The sequence below is a fragment of the Bradyrhizobium sp. 187 genome, from assembly GCF_023101005.1.
GTDB lineage: Bacteria > Pseudomonadota > Alphaproteobacteria > Rhizobiales > Xanthobacteraceae > Bradyrhizobium > Bradyrhizobium canariense_D.
On sequence record NZ_CP064693.1, the window covers coordinates 2,225,902 to 2,245,375 of the forward strand.

Sequence of the window (19,474 nt, forward strand, 5' to 3'; positions counted from 1 at the left end):
TGATCACGATGCCGCAGGGCCTGCGTGTCGCCGTGGTTTTCGGCCTTCTGCTGTCGTTGATGCTCACGGGCATGCCGATCTCCATCGCGCTCGGCCTGACCGTGCTCAGCTTCATGTTCACGTTGACCGACGTACGGACGGAATCGGTGGCGCTGAAGCTGTTTACCGGCATCGAGAGCTTCGAGATCATGGCGATCCCGTTCTTCATCCTTGCCGGCAACTTCCTGACCCATGGCGGCGTGGCGCGCCGGATGATCACGTTCGCGACTTCGCTGGTCGGCCATTGGTACGGAGGCCTTGCGCTCTCGGGCGTGGTCGCCTGCGCGCTGTTCGCCGCGATTTCCGGCTCGTCGCCGGCCACCGTGGTGGCGATCGGATCGGTGATCCTGCCCGCGATGGTCGCGCAGGGATTTCCCAAGAAGTTCGGGGCGGGCGTGATCACGACCTCCGGCTCGCTGGGAATTCTCATTCCACCGTCGATTCCAATGGTGCTGTTTGCCGTCTCCACCAACACCTCCGTCGGCAAGCTGTTCATCGCCGGCATCGTGCCGGGAATGGTGCTCGCCATGCTGCTTGGCGCCACGACGTTCTACCGGGCCTGGCGTAACGACTATCCGAGGATGCCGAAAGCAACCCTCTACGAACGCTTCGATGCGTTCCGCAAGTCGATCTGGGGTATCCTGCTGATCGTGATCGTGATCGGTGGCATCTACAGCGGCCTGTTCACACCGACCGAAGCTGCCGCCGTCAGCGCGGTGTACGCCTTCATCGTCGCAGTGTTCATCTACAAGGATCTGAAGCTGCGAGACGTGCCGCGGGTGCTGCTGTCGTCGGCAAATCTTTCAGCGATGCTGCTCTACATCATCACCAACGCCGTCTTGTTCTCGTTCCTGATGACTTACGAGAACGTGCCGCAAGCGCTCGCGCAATGGATGATCGACCAGGGCCTCGGCTGGATCGGCTTCCTCCTCGTCGTCAATCTCCTGCTGCTATTAGCCGGCAACGTGATGGAGCCATCCTCGATCATCCTGATCATGGCGCCGATCCTGTTTCCGGTTGCGATCAAGCTCGGCATCGATCCGATCCATTTCGGCATCCTGATGACGGTCAACATGGAGGTCGGGCTGTGCCATCCGCCGGTCGGCCTCAATCTCTACGTGGCCTCAGGCATCGCCAAGATGGGTATCACCGAGCTCACGGTCGCGGTGTGGCCATGGCTGCTGACGATGTTGGGATTCCTGGTGGTCGTGACCTATTGGCCCGGCCTGTCGCTGTGGCTGCCGAGACTGTTGGGCATGTAGCCCGCGAACACGCTGCTTCTCTCCACCTGTGGGCGCGGGGTTACGCATTGCTGCGTCCTCCCGTCATGGCAATCGGCCGCGGGATGCGGTTAGATGCCGCGCAACAGGCGGGGAGGAGATCGAGATGACGGACACGTCCAGCAACGAGCCGAAGGGCGCAACGCCGTGCGTCATCGCGCAGCAAACGGCGAAGCTGAGTGCACTGCCGTTTTCCGACACGCGCGATTTCGACGACGCCGCGCGCGGCTTCCTCGGCACGATCGAGAACGCGGAGATCACCAATCCGCAAGGGCGGACGGTTTGGAGCCTCGAGCCGTACGCCTTTCTCGCCGCCGAGCAGGCGCCGGCCACGGTCAATCCGAGCCTGTGGCGGCAGTCGCGGCTCAACATGCAGCACGGCCTATTCGAGGTGGTGCCCGGAATCTACCAGGTGCGTGGGCTCGACATCGCCAACATGACGCTGATCGAAGGCGACAGCGGCGTCATCGTCATCGACACCCTGACCTCGATCGAGGGGGCGCGCGCCGCGCTCGATCTCTACTACAAGCATCGTGGCCAGCGACCGGTCGCGGCCGTGATCTTCACCCATACCCACACCGACCATTGGGGCGGTGCGCGCGGCGTGCTGGAGGAGGATGCACTCGCGACCGGCCGCGTGCCGATCATCGCGCCGAACTTGTTCATGGAGCATGCCGTCTCCGAGAACATCATCGCGGGACCTGCGATGCTGCGCCGGGCGCAGTACCAGTTCGGGCCTCTCCTCGCCAAGGGCGCGCGCGGGCAGGTCGATTGCGGCCTCGGCAAGTCGATGGCGGCAGGTTCGGTGGCGCTGCTGCGGCCGACCGACCTGATCATGGCGACCGGCGACCGGCGCGTGATCGACGGCGTTGAATTCGAATTCCAGATGGCGCCGAACAGCGAAGCGCCGGCGGAGATGCATTTCTTCATCCCGCGCTACAAGCTGTTGAACCTCGCCGAGAACTGCACCCACAATTTCCACAATCTGCTGCCGTTCCGCGGCGCCGACGTGCGCGACGCGCTGGCCTGGTCGAAATATCTGGGCGAGGCCTTGCAGCTCTGGGATGGCAAGGCGGAGGCGATGTGCGGCCAGCATCACTGGCCGGTGTGGGGACACGAACGCATCGGCACGATGATCCGGCAGCAGCGCGACCTCTACAAATTCGCGCATGACCAGACCATCCGCCTGATGAACCACGGCCTCACCGCGGCCGAGATCGCTGAAACGATCCAGCTGCCCAAGAGCCTGGAGGGCGCCTGGCACGGCCGCGGCTATTACGGCCACATCCGGCACAATGTGAAGGCGATCTATCAAAAATATCTGGGCTGGTACGACGCCAATCCGGTCAATCTCGATCCTTTGCCCCCGGTTGAGTCGGGCAAGAAATACGTCGAGTACATGGGCGGCGCCGACGCCATCCTCGCGCGGGCGCGTGTCGATTTCGACAAGGGCGAATTCCGCTTCGTGGCGCAGGCGCTCGGCCATCTCGTCTTTGCCCAGCCGGACAACGCGGCGGCGCGTGCATTGCTTGCGGATACGCTGGAGCAGCTCGGCTACGCTGCTGAAAGCGCGACCTGGCGCAATGCCTATCTGTTCGGCGCGCAGGAATTGCGCCAGGGCATGCCGAAGGTGCCGGCGCGCCCGCCGATGCCGCGCGAGACGCTGGCGGCGCTGCGCACCTCACAGCTCTGGGACGTGCTCGGCATCCGCCTGAACGGACCAAAGGCGGAAGGAAAGCACATCGTGCTGAACTGGAGCTTCTCCGACACCGGCGAAACCTTCGTGCTCAATCTGGAGAACTGCGCGCTGACTTACACAGAGGGCATGCAGGCGCACAATGCCGATGCCAGCTTCACGCTGGCGCGGTCGACGCTCGACGAGGTGATCGCAAAACTGACCAGCTTCCCGGAGGCCGTGGCCGCCGGCAAGGTCAAATTCGCCGGCAACCCGATGCGCCTCGCCGAGCTGATGGGCCTGATGGACGAATTCCCGCGCATGTTCGAGATCGTCGAGCCGAAGCGGGCCGTGGTGAGGTAGGGCAGCCGTCACCGCGTTCCTACTGTCATCATCCGGCTTGACCGGACGATCCAGTACTCCGCGGCGGGAGTTGCGTGAGCAAACTGCTGCCGCGGCGTACTGGATGCCCCGCCTACGCGGGGCATGACAGTGGCTACTCCGCGCTGCTCACCAGCTTGATCCGCGGCGCCTGTTCCTCGCCGAGGCTGCGATAGGCCGCGAGATAATCCAGCGCCATGCGACGCGCCGTGAAACGCGTCTCGAACTGCTTGCGAATGACGGAGCGGTCGAGTTGCTGCAGGCGGCCGACGACGCCGGCCGCGCTGAGGACGTCCTCGACGACGAAGCCGGTGAGGCCCTCGTCGATGATCTCCGGCACTGAGCCGCGGTTGAAGGCGATGACCGGCGTTCCGCAAGCCATGGCCTCGATCATCACCAGGCCAAACGGCTCCGGCCAGTCGATCGGGAGCAATAAGCCCAGCGCGCCGCTCAAAAAGTCCGACTTCTCGTGATCGCTGATCTCGCCGATGAATTCCACCAGCGGATTGTTCTCGATCATCGGCCGGATCAGCTCGTCATAGTAATCCTGGTCGGCACGATCAACCTTGGCGGCGATCTTGAGCGGAATGCCACAATGCGTCGCGATCTTGATGGCGCGGTCGACGCCCTTTTCCGGTGCGATGCGGCCAAGCACGGCGAGGTATTCCTGTTTCGCCGGCTTCGGCGTCAGCAGGTTCTCCGGCAGGCCGTGGTGGATCGTCCTCACCCAGTTCGCCTGCGGCACCGGCCGGCGCTGCGCGTTCGAGATCGAGATGACGGGGACCTTCGAGAAGGTGTTGAAGACCGGTTGATGCTCCGGCAGGTCGAGCCGGCCGTGCAGCGTGGTCAGGAACGGTGTCGGCTGCCGGTAGAACAGCGACCACGGATAATAATCGAGATGGAAGTGGAGGAAGTCGAACTCCTCGTCGTCACATTTCTGCCGCACCCGCTCCAGCATCACCATGTGCAGCGCATTGGGATCGCGCACGGAACCGTCGAGGCGGAGCGCCCGGGGCCATAACGCGTCCAGCTTCGCCGAGGTCTGCGAATCGCCGCTGGCGAACAGCGTTACGTCGTGCCCAAGGGCCACCAGCTCTTCCGTCAACCAATGCACCACCCGCTCGGTGCCGCCATACAGCTTGGGTGGAACAGCCTCCGTCAACGGAGCTACCTGCGCGATGCGCATCTCACCATCTCCTCTGTGCGATCATGATTGTAGAAAGCCCCCGCCTGTTCTGCACCGGCACGCCAGACAAGGGAACGTTCCCGCACTTGCGAAGTTCCTCCTTCCGAACGTTACTTATTCGACACGTCGGACGCCTGTCGCGATGCTGCCATCACATCTTCGCAGAACGCCCGCATCCGCATGTCGTGATGGCGTTGCCCGGGAACCGAGGCGAAGTGGTCGATGTTCAGTCGGCTAACAACAAAAGTTTGAATCATCACGACGGGGTCAATAGTCACATGGATCATCTTTCTGGGTATGCGCACCGGCCGTTTGCCTTTGTTTTGCGCTATCTTCGGCGTCGGCTCGCGTCGCATCTCGTGATCCTGACCGCTGTGGTGGCGGCCGTTGCCTGCTCAGTAGGCACTCAGTATGGCGTCAAATCCCTGGTCGACAGCTTGTCGGCCGGCGCTTCGCATGGTGGGAGCGTATGGCTGGCATTCATTTTCCTCATGACGTTGATCGCCGCCGATAATTTCCTTTGGCGGATCGCGAGCTGGACCGCCAGCTTCACCTTCGTCCGTGTCACGGGTGATTTACGCCGTGACATATTTCGTCATCTGACCGGCCACGCGCCGAGCTACTTCTCCGACCGGATGCCCGGCATGCTGACGAGCCGCATCACGGCGACGTCCAATGCGGTGTTCACGGTCGAAAACATGTTCGTCTGGAATGTGTTGCCGCCGTGCATCGCAACAGTTGCGGCCATCGCGCTGATTGGAACCGTCAGCCCTTACATGGCACTCGGCCTGATGGTGATTGCCGGCGGCATGGTGCTTGCGATGTTCCGCCTTGCGGCCGCAGGGAAACCGCTGCATGACGACTTCGCCGACAAAGCCGCCGTCGTCGACGGCGAGATGATCGACGTCATCAGCAACATGCCGCTGGTGCGCGCCTTCTGCGGCATCGGGCACGAGCATGAGCGGTTCGACGCGACCGTGAACCGGGAGCTCACCGCGCGCGGCCGCAGCCTGCGCTATCTGGAGAAGCTGCGGCTTATCCATGCCGGCGTCACAGTCGTGCTCACGATCGCCCTGATGGCATGGGCGATCATGCTCTGGCAGGATGGCAGGGCAACGACCGGCGACGTCGTGCTGGTCTGCACCCTCGGTCTCTCCATACTGAACGCGACGCGCGATCTCGCGGTGGCGCTGGTCGACGTCACCCAGCACGTTGCGCGGCTGACCGAGGCGATCGCCACATTGCTGGTGCCGCATGAATTGCGCGACCACCCCGAGGCCGAGCCGCTGGTGAAGAGCGGCGCCGCGATCGCGTTCAACAATGTCACCTTCGGCTATCCCGGCGGCGAAAAGATCTTCGAGCGCTTCAGCCTGCGGCTGCAACCCGGCCAGCGCGTCGGCCTGGTCGGCCAGTCCGGCGGCGGCAAGTCGACGCTGTTCACGCTGCTCCAGCGCTTCTACGATACCGACGAGGGAAGTATCACCATCGACGGCCAGGACATTTCCAAGGTGACGCAGCTGAGCCTGCGCGAGGCCATCTCGGTCGTGCCGCAGGACATTTCCTTGTTCCACCGCTCGATTCGCGAGAATATCCGCTATGGTCGCCCGAACGCGACCGACGACGAGGTGCTGCGCGCAGCCATTGCGGCGCGCTGCGATTTCGTCGAGAGTCTGCCTGGTGGTCTCGACACCATGGTCGGCGACCGCGGCGTCAAGATGTCCGGCGGCCAGCGCCAGCGCATCGCAATCGCGCGCGCCTTCCTGAAGGACGCGCCGATCCTGCTGCTGGACGAGGCGACCGCCGCGCTCGACAGCGAATCCGAGGAGGCGATCCGCGAGGCGTTGTCGCGGCTGATGCGCGGCCGGACGGTCATCGCGATCGCGCATCGCCTCGCGACCCTGCGCAATTTCGATCGCGTGGTCGTGTTGAGGGGTGGTAAGATCATCGAGGACGGGTCGCCCGAGCGTCTGATGCAGGGCCACGGGCCCTATCGTGAGCTGGTCACGCAGGAAATGAGCCGGCTCGCCCAAGCCGCCGCGTAAACCAATAGTCGCGTTCGAGTCGGTTGCGTGTCGAAACAAGCGCAGGGGAGCTGCTGATGTCGGCTGAAGCCGTTACCCAATTCGTCTCTGTGACGCGGACCGTGGACCAGGTCGCGGAGCAGCCTTTCTATATTCCGATGACGGGACCGTCAGCGCGGCCGCGGCGTTCGCTCAAGCACGACGACACCTTTATCGTGCTCGACAGCCATGGTGACATCGGCGCTTCGGCCGGCGGGCCCGATGGCCTGTTTCATCACGACACGCGCTACCTTGCGAGGCTCGAGCTCGTGCTCGACGATCTCCAGCCGTTACTGCTGGGCTCGAACCTGCGCGACGACAACTCAGCCCTGACCGTCGATCTCACCAATCCGGACATCTACCGGCAGGGCAGCCTCGTGCTGCAAAAGGACCTGCTGCACATCGTGCGCACGATCTTCCTGTGGCGCGGCACCGCGTATCAGCGCATCGGCGTGCAGAACCACGGCGACCGCCCAGCCGGCTTTGCGCTGACGCTGCTGTTCGACAACGATTTCGCCGATCTGTTCGAGGTCCGCGGCGAACGGCGCCCGCGCCGCGGCATCGGCTCGAGCCGGCTGTTGGGACCGACCGACGTGCTGTTCGATTACCGCGGTCTCGATGACGCCGAGCGCACCACGGGCCTGCATTTCGACCCGCGCCCAACCAAGTTGTCGGTGAATGCCGCGACCTGGCAGCTCGAACTCGACCCGCATGAGTCGAAATCCTTGTTCGTGGCCGTGTCCTGCAACCGGCCGGTCGCGGAGAAGCCGGCGCGCTTTTTCAGGAGCCTGCTCGCCCATCGCCGCGAGATGCGGCAATCGACGATGGGGGCGGCCAGCATCGAGACCTCCAACAACATCTTCAACGAGGTGCTGTGCCAGGCCATGGCCGACCTCAACATGCTGATGACGGAGACGCCGCAGGGCCGCTATCCCTATGCAGGAATTCCCTGGTACTCGACGACGTTCGGCCGTGACGGGCTGATCACCGCGTTGCAGATGCTGTGGGTCGATCCGCGAATCGCCAAGGGCGTGCTGCGGCGGCTCGCCCATTTCCAAGCCAAGGCGGTCGACCCGCTCGCCGATGCCGCGCCGGGCAAGATCCTGCATGAGATGCGCGGCGGCGAGATGGCGGCGCTGCGGGAGGTACCGTTCGCGCAATATTACGGCAGCGTCGATTCCACGGCCTTGTTCGTCCTGCTGGCAGGAAGCTATTTCGAACGCACCGGCGACGAGGCGACATTGACCGAGCTGTGGCCGGCGATCGAGGCGGGGCTGGCCTGGATCGACGGCCCCGGTGATCCCGACAAGGACGGCTTCGTCGAATATCAGCGCGCCACGGAAAAGGGCCTCGCCAACCAGGGCTGGAAGGATTCCTACGACGCGATCTTCCATGCTGATGGCCAGCTCGCGGAAGGCAATCTCGCGCTGGCCGAAGTGCAAGGTTACGTCTTTGCGGCCAAGCGGCTCGCCGCGCGCTGCGCGCTCCGCCTGGGCAAGCCTGATCTCGCCAAGAAGCTCGAGGCCGAGGCCAAGACGCTGGCCGAGCGTTTCGAGGCCGCGTTCTGGTGCGAGGAGCTCGGTACCTATGCGCTTGCGCTCGACGGCAAGAAGCGGCCCTGCAAGGTGCGGACCTCCAACGCCGGCCAGGTCCTGTTCAGCGGCATGATCCGCGAGGACCGCGCGCGCCTCGTCGCCGCCGATTTGATGCGGCCGCATTTCTTCTCGGGCTGGGGCATCCGCACCGTCGCGCAAGGCGAGGTGCGTTACAATCCGATGTCCTATCATGACGGGTCGATCTGGCCGCACGACAATGCGCTGATCGCGCTCGGGCTCGCGCGTTATGGGCTCAAGCATTCGGTCGCGCATGTCTTCAAGGGATTGTTCGACGCCGCGACCTACATGGACCTGCGCCGGTTGCCCGAATTGTTCTGCGGTTTCCGGCGCGAAAAGCGGCGCGGCCCGACGCTCTATCCGGTCGCCTGCGCGCCGCAGGCCTGGGCCAGCGCAACGGCGTTCACGCTATTGGAGGCGGCGCTGGGCATCGAGTTCGACGTGGCGCGCGGCGAGATCCGGCTGCGCAATCCGCATCTGCCGGCGTTCCTGCACGAGGTGATCTTGCGCGATCTGCGTCTGGGCGAGTCCAGCGTGGACCTGCGCGTCAGCCGCCATGGCGACGACGTGGCGCTGGAGGTGTTGCGCACGCGTGGCCAGATTCAGGTCTCGATCGTGCTGGCGCGCTAGCGGCGCGCCGGAAGGAGGGTGCATGCGTACCGCCGGATGGTTGGCTCTGGGCGTCGTGATCGTCTGCGGAACGACTCTCGCCGTGTCACGCGCCGCGGAGGAGTCGCCCGCACCCTCGACGGAAGCGAATGCACCGCCGACGGCGCAGCCGCCGGCGTCATCGGTCCCCGTCACGCCAAAGAATGCCGCGCCACCGCCGTCGGTCACGATCATCGGCGCGAGCGATGCGCACGGTGTGCTTGGCCGTGACGTGCTCAGCGCGGCGAACGAAGACATGGGCCGCATCGTCGACGTCATCGTCGATCGGAGCGGGCACGTGCGCGCCGCCGTGATCGATTTCGGCGGCTTCCTCGGCGTCGGCAGCCGCAAGATCGTGGTGGACTGGAACGCGCTCCGATTCGGCAAGATCACCAACAAGAAGGACAGCATCACGCTGGAATTGACCAAGGCACAGGTCGCAGCCGCGCCGGAATACAAGGAGGACACGCCGATGGTGGTACTCGGCGCGTCCGGCAGCCTGCAGCCGCTGCAAGCCGTTCAGTGAGGCGCGGGGAGGGATGGCCGCCGGTGCTGTTGTCGAGGAAGCCGAATGATGCAGACCGCGAGGGCCGCGTTGAGCAGGATAAATTCTCGGCGCCGTCGCCTGCCGGCATTCCGGCGCCGTCGCGCCAAAGCCTGCGTGGCCTCGACTGGTTCATCTTCTTCCTCGCCGACGTGCAGACCGGATTCGGGCCGTTCATCGCAGTTTATCTGACGACCCAGAAATGGACCCAGGTCGAGATCGGCCTCGTGCTGTCGATCGGCGGCATCGTTGCCCTGATCGGCCAGATGCCAGGCGGCGCCATCATCGATGCCGCCAAATCCGAACGGCTGGTCGCAGGCCTCGCCATCGCCACCATCGGCTGCTGCGCGCTCGCCTATGCGGCGATGCCAGTCTTCCCCGTGGTGGTGGCTGCGGCCACCCTGCACGCGGCTGCGAGCTGCGTGCTCGGACCGGCGATCGCGGCGATCAGCCTCGGTCTGGTCGGCCCGCTCGCGATCGGCGAGCGTCTCGGCCGCAACGCGCGCTTTGCTTCGCTTGGCAACGGCGTTGCGGCCGCGGTGATGGGAACGGCCGGCTATCTGCTGTCGAGCCGCTCGGTATTCCTGGTCACCTTTCTGCTCGCAATCCCCACCTTGATCGCACTCTCTCGCATCCGCGAGCATGAGGTCGACATCGCGCGCTGTCACGGCGAGATGCCGCGCGAGGCGGAGGATCGCGGCGACACCAATATCTGGCATCTGATCCGGCAGCGGCCGCTCATTGTCTTTGCGCTCAGCGTGCTCTTGTTGCAGCTCGCGAACGCCTCGATGATGCCGCTGATGGCAAGCGCGGTGACAGCGCGATCGAGCGAGTGGGCGACGGTGCTCGTCGCTTTTTGCATTGTCGTGCCGCAGGCGATCGTGGCGCTGCTGTCGCCGAGCGTCGGGCGCAAGGCGCAAGTATGGGGCCGCAGGCCGCTGCTGCTGATCGGATTCGCGGCGCTGACGATTCGCGGTCTGCTGTTCGCGACAGTGCGCGATCCGTATCTGCTGGTGCTGGTGCAGGTGTTCGACGGCCTCACAGCGGCGGTGTTCGCGGTGATGATCCCGCTGATCGTGGCCGACGTCGCCTTCGGCAGCGGCCATTTCAACCTCGCGCAGGGCATTGTCGGCACGGCAATGGGCATCGGCGCGTCGCTGAGCACCGCGCTTGGCGGCTATGTCAGCGATAAATTCGGCAATGCCATGGCGTTCACCGGACTGTCCGGCGTCGCGGCGACGGGACTTCTGCTTATTCTGCTTGTCATGCCGGAGACGCGGCGCAAGGGCATGATCGCAGCAAAAGAAATGGCCGGCTGAATCAATCAGCCGGCCATGAGGGGTGGGAGAGGGGAGATCAGGCGTCGAGATTGTGCAGGCGTGCGCGGTTGCGCAGCACGATATGGCGGGCGCCGGAGAAGCCGAGAATGCCCTGGGCGTGAAGCTGCGACAGCGCGCGCGAGACGGTCTCGAGCGTGAGACCGAGATAGTCGCCGATGTCGCGGCGGCACATCGGCAGCGCCATCATGCCTGCAACCGCGAGGCGGCGGTCCATTTCGAGCAGGAAGGTTGCGACGCGCTCCATCGCGGTCTTGCGGCCCAGCAGCAGCATGTGGTCCTCGGCGTGGCGAAGCTCACCGGCGGTCATCGCCCAAAGCTTGCGGGCGACCTGGACGTCGGTGGCTGCGGCCTTCTCGAGGCTCGCGCGCTTCACGAGGCGCACAGTGGTGTCGATGATAGCTTCAGCAGCAAGGCGGTGGGTGGTGCCGGATTCGAGCCCGAACACGTCGCCGGGAAGGTGGAAGGAGCCGATCTGGCGGCGGCCGTCGGAGAGAAGCTTGTAGCTGCGCACGGCGCCGGTGACGACCTGATAGACATACTCGGCCGACTCGTCCTCGCCATAGATTTCCTCTTCCTTGCGGTAGGAGAACTCGGTGGCAACGAGGCCGACATGGCCGGCGATCGCACCGAACTGGTCGGAGACGGGATGGGCGGGTGCGATCTTGCCGCCGATCTGGGTCTTGATCGCCGGGGCGTTGAAGGTCTGGGTCAGCATCTGCGCCATCTCCGTTGTGATGACGCTTAGGTACGCGGTATCGGGTGCCTCGAAAATTTCGCGAGATATCTTAAGGAGATTGCCTTACGTAGAATCCCGTAGGTCAGCTATGGACCCGGTTCTGGATGGCGTGGCGAATGCGTTTGACCAGGTTTTCGTCCAGAAGCGGCTTCAGAATCACTTCATTCACGCCCGCGGCCGCCGCCCGGGCCGAGATATTCGAGTCGGGATAGCCGGTGATCAGGATCACGGGGGTATCGCCCTCGGACTGGCGCAGTCGCCCGGCCAGCTCGATGCCGTTAATGTCAGGCATTTTGTAGTCGATCACGTAACAGTCTGCACCGGACGGGCGCGCCGCATTGAGCAGCGCCGTGGCGTTCCTGAAGGTCCGTACGGCAAAACCGTCGGTTTCCAGCAAAAACCTCAGCGAGCCAAGCACAGCGGCATCGTCGTCGACCACATAGACAGTTGGCTTTGCGGGTGACGACATCTGGAGCCGCTCGGGATGGGAGCTGATCGCAATCATTCCGATCTGGTAGCACAGGGCGAGCGGAGGGTTTTGACTTGCCTCAACTCCTGTTGACTTCAATCATTGAGCATTCCGGCGCGCATCGCTAGCCGGACCAGCTCCGACAGGCTGTTGGCCTGCATCTTGGTCATTACGTTGGCCCGGTAGACCTCGATGGTGCGCGGGCTGATGTCGTACTCGCGAGCGATCAGCTTGTTGGAGAGGCCCGCGATCAGCCCCTCCATGACCTGTCGTTCTCTGGGGCTCAGGGACGCGACGCGAGCGGCGACGTCCTGGCCCATGGCCTCGTTCCTGGCGGCCGGCTCGCCCTCGCGGATCGCGGATTCGATCATGGCGACGAGGCGGTCATCCTCGAACGGCTTTTCCAGGAAATCCATCGCACCGAGCTTCATCGCCTCGACCGCGAGCGGCACGTCGCCATGACCGGTCATGATCAGGATCGGAAACCGGCTGCGCTGCGCCTTCAGGCGCTTCAGAAGCTCGATCCCATCGATGCCGGGCATCCGCACGTCGGAGACGACGCAGCCGAAGGCGAGGCCGGGCAGGGCATCGAGAAAACTCTGCGCGTTGTCGAACAGTGTGACGCCGAAGCCGGCTGAATCCAGCAGGAAGTTCAGCGAATCCCGCATCGCCTCGTCGTCGTCAATGACGTAGATGGTTCCCTTGGTCGTCATGGATCAGTTCTCGTCAGCTGCCGGCAAGGTGAAGCGGAATGTCGCCCCACCCGATGCATTGCTCTCGGCCCACATCCGGCCGCCGTGAGCCTCGATGATCGAGCGGCTGATGGACAGTCCCACGCCCATGCCGGTGTCTTTGGTGGTGAAGAAAGTCTGAAACAGGTTTGGCATGACGTCGTCCTGGAAGCCGGAGCCGGAGTCGGAGACCTCGATCTCGATCATGTCGTCGGCGGCGCGGGTGTTGGTGACGACGAGCTCGCGCCGTGGCGACTTCGCCATCGCTTCCAGCGCGTTGCGGAAGAGGTTGACCAGCACCTGCTGGATTTGCACCCGGTCGGCGAGCACGAGATCGGCATTTGGATTGAGGCTGAACCGAAGCTGCACGTCCTGCTCGCGCGCGCCGGCGAGCCCGAGCGCGCCGGCCTCCTCGATCAGCTTGGACAGGCTCTCGACCCTTTTCTCCGATTCGCCGCGGGAGACGAAGTCGCGCAAGCGGCGGATGATCTGGCCGGCGCGCAGCGCCTGCTCGGCGGCGCGGTCCAGCGCGCTCTCGATCTTCGGCGTATTCGGATCCTGGCTTCCGGCGAGGAGCCGCCGCGACCCCTTCATGTAGCTGCTGATCGCTGCCAGCGGCTGGTTGAGCTCGTGAGCGAGCGCGGACGCCATTTCGCCCATCGCGCTCAGCCGCGAGACGTGGACAAGTTCGGACTGCAGTTCCTGGAGCCGCGCCTGGGTTTTCTGATGCTCGGTCAGATCGCGGACGAAACCGGTGAAATAGGGCTCGCCGCCCGACTGCATCTCGCCGATCGACAGGTGCATCGGAAAGGTCGTGCCGTCGCGGCGCTTGCCGGTCACGATGCGGCCGATGCCGATGATGTGTGGGTCGCTGGTGGTCCGGTAGCGCGCGATGTAGCCGTCGTGACGTGAGCTGTCGGGCTCCGGCATCAGGATGCGGACGTTCTGGCCGATCGCCTCCGACTCGGCCCAGCCGAACAGGCGCTCGGCCGCCGCGCTGAAGAGCTGGATGACGCCGTGGCCGTCGATGACGATCATGGCGTCTGGAATCGTCTGGAGGATCGAGCGGAGGTGACTCTCGCGCGTGCGCAGGGTTTCCTCGACCTGCTTCTCTTCATCGACGTCAAGAAAGATGCCGCTGAGATGTCGGGCGGCGCCGGCGTCGTCCCGAATCAGCCCCGCGCGCGCACGGATCCACTGCGCTCTGCCCAACGCCCCCGCGACCCTGAACGACACGTCGAAGCTGCCGCCCCGTTCGGAGACGTGTCGGATCGCACTCTCGATCCGCTCGCGGTCGTTCGGCTCCAGCTGGGACAGGAACAGCGCGTAACTCACCGATTGGCCAGATTCGATTCCGAACAGGATCCTGGCCGTCTCCGACCACTCCAACTCCAGTGTCTTGAGATCGAGGTCCCAGGTCCCGACGCCAAATCCTTCGATTCGAACGCGGAAATGTTCGCCCCGGCCGTCATCTTGCGGATGAATCACGCGGGTCGGCGCCAAACGATCACTCCCATTCTGATGCGGGGAACCGCACAGCGTTACCGTTGGCAATGTACCCAAGGAGGGGCGAGAGGCAAGTTCCGATGTCTTATACCATCGGCAGATTTCCGGCCGTCGCGGTGATCCAAGGTTTTGATCTATCTCATCCTGCCCCGGCGGCGGTGGGCTTACGATCTGATCAAAGCTCATTGCCCCGGAGACTCCGATGACATACGCGACCGTGATGGTCAGCCTGGCGCTCGATCAGCCCAACGAGGCGCGGCTTCAGGTCGCGGGCGAGCTTGCCGAACGATTTGAGGCGTCGATCATCGGCGTTGCTGCGGCGCAGTTCGCCCCGCCGCTCTACTTCAGCGATGGCGCCGCAGCGCAGGGACTGATCGATGAGGGAGAAGCCTCGGTCAAGCGACGCCTGGGCAGGCTCGAGGCGCAATTCCGCGCCGCGATCAGGAATCGCGGCGGGCATGTGGAATGGCGCAGCGCCATGGATTTCCCGGCGCGCTTTACGTTCGCTCAGGCACGTTGCGCCGACATCGTCGTCGCTGGCGGGCAGAGCCCGGCCTTCTCCGACGCCTTCGCGCTCGCGAGCCCAAAGGATCTGGTGATGCAGGCCGGCCGACCGATCCTGGTCGTGCCTGACGGGGTCAACTGGCTCGATCTGCGCAGCGTCCTGGTGGCGTGGAAGGATACGCCGGAAGCGCGGCGGGCGCTCGCCGATGCGCTACCATTACTGCGCAAGGCCAGGGATGTCACCGTCCTCGCAATTCCCGAAGGTGACGACGACCGCACTGCCGCGGTCGCTGGCGCGACCGACGTGACGGCGTGGCTTGCCCGCCACGGCGTGACCGCGATCACGCGCGTTTCCGAAGCGGCCCGGAACGAAACCGTCGCCGGGCAACTGGAGAAAATTGCCGGCGACGTCGGCGCCAGCATGATCGTCGCCGGTGCCTACGGTCATTCGCGCTTCCGCGAACTGATCCTCGGCGGCGTCACCCAATATCTGGTCACTCAATCTGCCCGCTGCGTGCTGCTGTCGCACTGACGCTGGAGCGATACAAGACCAATCAAAGAGGACGCGCCGTGTACAGATTCCTTGAACAGACCGTCGAAAGCTACATGACGCAGGACGTCAGGACAGTGAGGCGCGACCTCGACCTGCTCGCGCTGAGCGAGATGTTCGAGCGCGATGATTTCAATTCCTATCCGGTCGAGGACGACGGACAGGTCGTCGGCATCGTCACCAAGTTCGACATCCTGAAGTGCTTCGCCTTCACGCCGAGCCAGATGCTGCCGCGCTACCACGACCTGATGACCCGCAAAATCGGCGACGTCATGACGCCCGACTTTATCTATGTCAGCCCCGACACGCGGCTGACGCGCGTGCTCCAGATCATGGTCGAGCACCGCATCAGGAGCATCATGGTGCTCGACGGCGCGCAGAAGCTGATCGGAATCGTCGCGCGCGAGGACGTCATCGCGGCGCTCAAGGCGACGGCACGCGACTGAGGAGGCGGCTGCAGATTCGCAATTCTCGACTCCGCCATGTCACGCAGGCGGTGGGCTGCCCGTTTATGCTCTGCGGTGCCCAAGCGACTGATATCGCTCTGCGATCTACATCGGTCTCACATTAACAGAAATCCACATAGCTTGATTTCAATCAATTCCCCGCGAGGGCGAATGTGGTTTCTGGCCCTGTGTTCTTTCAGAGAGAGTCCGCATGAGCCAGCCCTCCATCTCCAAGTCCATGACGTCAGGTGAAAGCGGCCTGGCTGTCGTGTTCGCGGTCACCGCCTTCCTCTGCGTGATTGCCTCGGCCAAGGCGCTCGATGCGCCCTTCGCCTTCCATGCCGCGCTGAGCGCGGCGGCGAGCCTCGCCGCGGTCTTCTGCATCATCAACCGTTACCTCGACCGACCGGCGGCGCTGCCGCCTGCGGAGATCAACGGCCGGCCCAACTACAACATGGGGCCGATCAAGTTCTCCTCCGTCATGGCGATGTTCTGGGGCATTGCCGGCTTTCTCGTCGGCCTCATCATCGCCTCGCAACTGGCGTGGCCGGCGCTGAACTTCGATCTGCCCTGGACCAGCTTCGGCCGCCTGCGTCCGCTGCACACGTCCGCAGTGATCTTCGCCTTCGGCGGCAACGTCCTGATCGCGACGTCGTTCTACGTCGTCCAGAAGAGCTGCCGCGTGCGCCTTGCAGGCGATCTCGCGCCCTGGTTCGTCGTCGTAGGCTACAATTTCTTCATCCTGATCGCCGGCACCGGCTATCTGCTCGGCGTCACCCAGTCGAAGGAATATGCCGAGCCGGAATGGTACGCCGATCTGTGGCTGACCATCGTCTGGGTCACCTATCTGCTGGTCTTCCTTGCCACGATCATCAAGCGCAAGGAGCCGCACATCTTTGTCGCGAACTGGTTCTATCTCGCCTTCATCGTGACGATCGCGGTCTTGCATCTCGGCAACAACCCGGCGCTGCCGGTCTCGGTGTTCGGCTCGAAATCCTACATCGCCTGGGGCGGCATCCAGGATGCCATGTTCCAGTGGTGGTACGGCCACAACGCGGTCGGCTTCTTCCTGACCGCCGGCTTCCTCGCCATCATGTATTACTTCATCCCGAAGCGGGCCGAGCGGCCGATCTATTCCTACCGTCTCTCGATCATCCACTTCTGGGCGCTGATCTTCCTGTACATCTGGGCCGGCCCACACCATCTGCACTACACGGCGCTGCCGGACTGGACCCAGACGCTCGGCATGACCTTCTCCATCATGCTGTGGATGCCGTCCTGGGGCGGCATGATCAACGGCCTGATGACGCTGTCGGGCGCCTGGGACAAGCTGCGCACCGATCCCGTGCTGCGCATGCTCGTGGTCTCCGTCGCCTTCTACGGCATGTCGACCTTCGAAGGCCCGATGATGTCGATCAAGGTGGTCAACTCGCTCAGCCACTACACCGACTGGACCATCGGCCACGTGCACTCCGGCGCGCTCGGCTGGGTTGGTTTCGTCTCCTTCGGCGCGCTCTACTGCCTCGTGCCCTGGATCTGGAATCGGAAGGGCCTCTACAGCCTCAAGCTCGTTAACTGGCACTTCTGGATCGCGACGCTTGGCATCGTCCTCTACATCTCGGCGATGTGGGTGTCCGGCATCCTCCAGGGCCTGATGTGGCGCGCCTACACCTCGCTCGGCTTCCTCGAATATTCCTTCATCGAGACCGTCGAGGCGATGCATCCCTTCTACATCATCCGCGCCGCCGGCGGCGGGCTGTTCCTGATCGGCGCGCTGATCATGGCCTATAATCTCTGGATGACGGTTCGCGTCGGCGAACAGGAAGTCCAGATGCCCGTCGCTCTTCAGCCGGCGGAATGAGGAGTCTTCCATGTCGTTCTGGACACGCCACCAAATCTTCGAAAAGAACTCGATCATCCTCATCGTCGGCATCCTGCTGGTGATCGCGATCGGCGGTCTCGTCGAGATCACCCCGCTGTTCTACCTCAAGAGCACGATCGAGGCGGTCGACGGGATCAGGCCGTATACGCCGCTGGAGCTCGCCGGGCGCAACGTCTACATCCGCGAGGGCTGCTATCTCTGCCATTCGCAGATGATCCGGCCCTTGCGCGACGAGGTCGAGCGCTACGGACATTTCTCGTTGGCCGCCGAGAGCATGTACGACCATCCGTTCCAGTGGGGCTCGAAGCGCACCGGTCCCGACCTTGCCCGCGTCGGCGCCAAATATTCCGACGACTGGCATGTGACCCATCTGGCCAATCCGCGCGCGATCGTGCCGCAGTCGGTGATGCCAGGCTATCCGTTCCTCAGCCAGACCGAGGTCGATCCGGACACGATCGCCGACCACATGCGCACGCTGCGGACCGTCGGCACGCCCTACACCGACGACCAGATCGCCAATGCGGGCGCCGACATGAAGGCCCAGGCCGATCCTGACAATGCCGACTCCGACGCTTTCACCAAGCGCTACGCCAAGGCCGTGGTGCGCAACTTCGACGGCAAGGCCGGCACGCCGACCGAGATGGACGCGCTGATCGCCTATCTCCAGATGCTAGGCACGCTGGTCGATTTCAAGATCTACAACGAGAAAGCCAATCTTCGCTGAGAAGGCACCCACGATGAAAGCCATCCTGACACTCGACAATCTCGCGTCCGGTCTCGTGACCACGATCTGGACGCCGGTGTTCGTCGCGATCTTTCTCGCGATCATCGCCTACGCATTATGGCCCCGTAACAAGGCTGCGTTCGACGAAGCAGCACACCTGCCGTTGCGGGAGGAGTGAGAGACCATGACCGATCATCATAGCGACATCGATTCCGTCACCGGCAAGTCCACGACCGGACATGAATGGGACGGCATCAAGGAGCTCAACACGCCGCTGCCGCGCTGGTGGGTGATCAGCTTCTACCTCACCATCGTCTGGTCGATCGGCTACTGGATCGTGTATCCGGCCTGGCCGCTGATCTCCAGCAATACCACGGGCCTGTTCGGCTACTCGACACGCGCCGATGTCGCGGTCGAGCTCGCCAATCTCGAGAAGATCCGCGGAGCCAAGATGGTTGCGCTGGGCGCGGCCTCGCTCGCCGACATCGAGAAGGACCCGGCGCTGCTGGCGCTCGCGCGCGCCAAGGGCAAGACCGTGTTCGGCGACAATTGCGCGCCATGTCACGGCTCAGGCGGCGCGGGTGCCAAGGGCTATCCGAATCTGAACGACGACGACTGGCTGTGGGGCGGTTCGCTCGACCAGATCATGCAGACCATCCAGTTCGGCGCACGTTCCGGCCACGCCAAGACGCATGAAGGCCAGATGCTCGCATTCGGCAAGGACGGCGTGCTGAAGCCGGATGAGATCGTCACGGCCGCCAACTATGTCCGGGCACTGTCGGGCCTTCCGACCCGCAAGGGCTATGACGCGGCCAAGGGCGAGAAGATCTTCGCGGAGAATTGCGTCGCCTGCCATGGCGACGGCGGCAAGGGCAACCCGGAGATGGGTGCCCCTAACCTGACCGATAAGATCTGGCTCTATGGTTCGGACGAGGCGACGCTGATCGAGACCATCAGCCAGGGCCGCGCGGGCGTGATGCCGGCCTGGGAAGGGCGGCTCGATCCCGCCACCATCAAGGCGATGGCAGTTTACGTCCACTCGCTGGGCGGCGGAAAATAGCCAATCCGGGACACGCGGAGGCGAACAAAAAAAGCCCCCGCTTGCGCTGGATCAACTGACGCGGCGGCGTCGGGTGTAGGTTTTATCGCACCTCTCGAAA

At 63.9% G+C, this 19,474-nt stretch carries 18 protein-coding genes; 12 read left to right on the top strand and 6 right to left on the bottom strand.

Going from position 1 to position 19,474, the window contains the following annotated elements:
* Nucleotides 1-8 precede the first annotated feature (8 nt).
* A complete protein-coding gene (locus IVB19_RS40395; protein ID WP_039799985.1) occupies nucleotides 9-1,301 on the top strand; it encodes a TRAP transporter large permease in 1,293 nt (430 codons plus the stop codon).
* 124 nt (nucleotides 1,302-1,425) lie between these two features.
* Entirely contained in the window at nucleotides 1,426-3,357 is a 1,932-nt protein-coding gene (locus tag IVB19_RS10565; RefSeq protein WP_018457146.1) for an alkyl/aryl-sulfatase, read from the top strand.
* Nucleotides 3,358-3,490: 133 nt separating this feature from the next.
* On the opposite strand, the gene IVB19_RS10570 is transcribed toward IVB19_RS10565, so the two are convergent.
* Nucleotides 3,491-4,561 carry a glycosyltransferase family 4 protein gene (locus tag IVB19_RS10570; RefSeq protein ID WP_018457145.1) on the bottom strand — a complete coding sequence of 357 codons (1,071 nt, stop codon included), beginning with the start codon at nucleotides 4,559-4,561 and terminating at the stop codon, nucleotides 3,491-3,493.
* Between the two features lie 110 nt (nucleotides 4,562-4,671).
* Nucleotides 4,672-4,917, bottom strand: a complete 246-nt coding sequence (locus tag IVB19_RS10575) for a hypothetical protein (protein ID WP_018457144.1) — start codon at nucleotides 4,915-4,917, stop codon at nucleotides 4,672-4,674.
* Between IVB19_RS10575 and IVB19_RS10580 the strand changes: the two genes are divergently transcribed.
* Genes IVB19_RS10580 through IVB19_RS10595 form a run of 4 tightly spaced genes read left to right on the top strand, consistent with a single transcriptional unit; the run spans nucleotide 4,840 to nucleotide 10,745 of the window.
* On the top strand, nucleotides 4,840-6,603 hold the full coding sequence (locus tag IVB19_RS10580) for an ABC transporter ATP-binding protein (protein ID WP_026233312.1): 1,764 nt from the start codon (nucleotides 4,840-4,842) through the stop codon (nucleotides 6,601-6,603). The genes IVB19_RS10575 and IVB19_RS10580 overlap by 78 nt on opposite strands.
* A gap of 56 nt (nucleotides 6,604-6,659) precedes the next feature.
* On the top strand, nucleotides 6,660-8,864 hold the full coding sequence (locus IVB19_RS10585; RefSeq protein WP_026233311.1) for an amylo-alpha-1,6-glucosidase: 2,205 nt from the start codon (nucleotides 6,660-6,662) through the stop codon (nucleotides 8,862-8,864).
* 22 nt (nucleotides 8,865-8,886) lie between these two features.
* The gene (locus IVB19_RS10590) at nucleotides 8,887-9,408 is read left to right on the top strand and encodes a PRC-barrel domain-containing protein (protein ID WP_026233310.1); all 522 of its coding nucleotides are present in this window, start codon (nucleotides 8,887-8,889) and stop codon (nucleotides 9,406-9,408) included.
* A gap of 23 nt (nucleotides 9,409-9,431) precedes the next feature.
* Nucleotides 9,432-10,745 (top strand): MFS transporter, encoded by a 1,314-nt coding sequence (locus IVB19_RS10595; protein WP_166517750.1) that lies wholly within the window; start codon nucleotides 9,432-9,434, stop codon nucleotides 10,743-10,745.
* Nucleotides 10,746-10,782: 37 nt separating this feature from the next.
* On the opposite strand, the gene IVB19_RS10600 is transcribed toward IVB19_RS10595, so the two are convergent.
* From IVB19_RS10600 to fixL, 4 genes are all read right to left on the bottom strand, one after another.
* On the bottom strand, nucleotides 10,783-11,481 hold the full coding sequence (locus tag IVB19_RS10600) for a helix-turn-helix domain-containing protein (RefSeq protein ID WP_026233309.1): 699 nt from the start codon (nucleotides 11,479-11,481) through the stop codon (nucleotides 10,783-10,785).
* A 103-nt stretch (nucleotides 11,482-11,584) separates the two neighbouring features.
* Nucleotides 11,585-12,007, bottom strand: a complete 423-nt coding sequence (locus IVB19_RS10605) for a response regulator (RefSeq protein ID WP_018457138.1) — start codon at nucleotides 12,005-12,007, stop codon at nucleotides 11,585-11,587.
* A 59-nt stretch (nucleotides 12,008-12,066) separates the two neighbouring features.
* Nucleotides 12,067-12,684, bottom strand: a complete 618-nt coding sequence (gene fixJ / locus IVB19_RS10610; RefSeq protein ID WP_018457137.1) for a response regulator FixJ — start codon at nucleotides 12,682-12,684, stop codon at nucleotides 12,067-12,069.
* A gap of 3 nt (nucleotides 12,685-12,687) precedes the next feature.
* Nucleotides 12,688-14,205: a sensor protein FixL gene (gene fixL / locus IVB19_RS10615; protein ID WP_247821383.1), complete on the bottom strand. Its 1,518-nt coding sequence runs from the start codon at nucleotides 14,203-14,205 to the stop codon at nucleotides 12,688-12,690.
* A 205-nt stretch (nucleotides 14,206-14,410) separates the two neighbouring features.
* Between fixL and IVB19_RS10620 the strand changes: the two genes are divergently transcribed.
* The 6 genes from IVB19_RS10620 (at nucleotide 14,411) to ccoP (ending at nucleotide 19,374) form a co-directional block, all read left to right on the top strand.
* The gene (locus tag IVB19_RS10620; RefSeq protein WP_018457135.1) at nucleotides 14,411-15,244 is read left to right on the top strand and encodes a universal stress protein; all 834 of its coding nucleotides are present in this window, start codon (nucleotides 14,411-14,413) and stop codon (nucleotides 15,242-15,244) included.
* 38 nt (nucleotides 15,245-15,282) lie between these two features.
* Nucleotides 15,283-15,708: a CBS domain-containing protein gene (locus IVB19_RS10625; protein WP_018457134.1), complete on the top strand. Its 426-nt coding sequence runs from the start codon at nucleotides 15,283-15,285 to the stop codon at nucleotides 15,706-15,708.
* Between the two features lie 211 nt (nucleotides 15,709-15,919).
* Nucleotides 15,920-17,569: a cytochrome-c oxidase, cbb3-type subunit I gene (gene ccoN / locus IVB19_RS10630; protein ID WP_007607681.1), complete on the top strand. Its 1,650-nt coding sequence runs from the start codon at nucleotides 15,920-15,922 to the stop codon at nucleotides 17,567-17,569.
* Nucleotides 17,570-17,579: 10 nt separating this feature from the next.
* The gene (ccoO, locus tag IVB19_RS10635; protein ID WP_018457133.1) at nucleotides 17,580-18,314 is read left to right on the top strand and encodes a cytochrome-c oxidase, cbb3-type subunit II; all 735 of its coding nucleotides are present in this window, start codon (nucleotides 17,580-17,582) and stop codon (nucleotides 18,312-18,314) included.
* Nucleotides 18,315-18,327: 13 nt separating this feature from the next.
* Nucleotides 18,328-18,492 carry a CcoQ/FixQ family Cbb3-type cytochrome c oxidase assembly chaperone gene (locus IVB19_RS10640; protein ID WP_018457132.1) on the top strand — a complete coding sequence of 55 codons (165 nt, stop codon included), beginning with the start codon at nucleotides 18,328-18,330 and terminating at the stop codon, nucleotides 18,490-18,492.
* 6 nt (nucleotides 18,493-18,498) lie between these two features.
* Complete coding sequence (gene ccoP / locus IVB19_RS10645; RefSeq protein WP_018457131.1) at nucleotides 18,499-19,374, top strand: cytochrome-c oxidase, cbb3-type subunit III; 876 nt, start codon at nucleotides 18,499-18,501, stop codon at nucleotides 19,372-19,374.
* Nucleotides 19,375-19,474 lie beyond the last annotated feature (100 nt).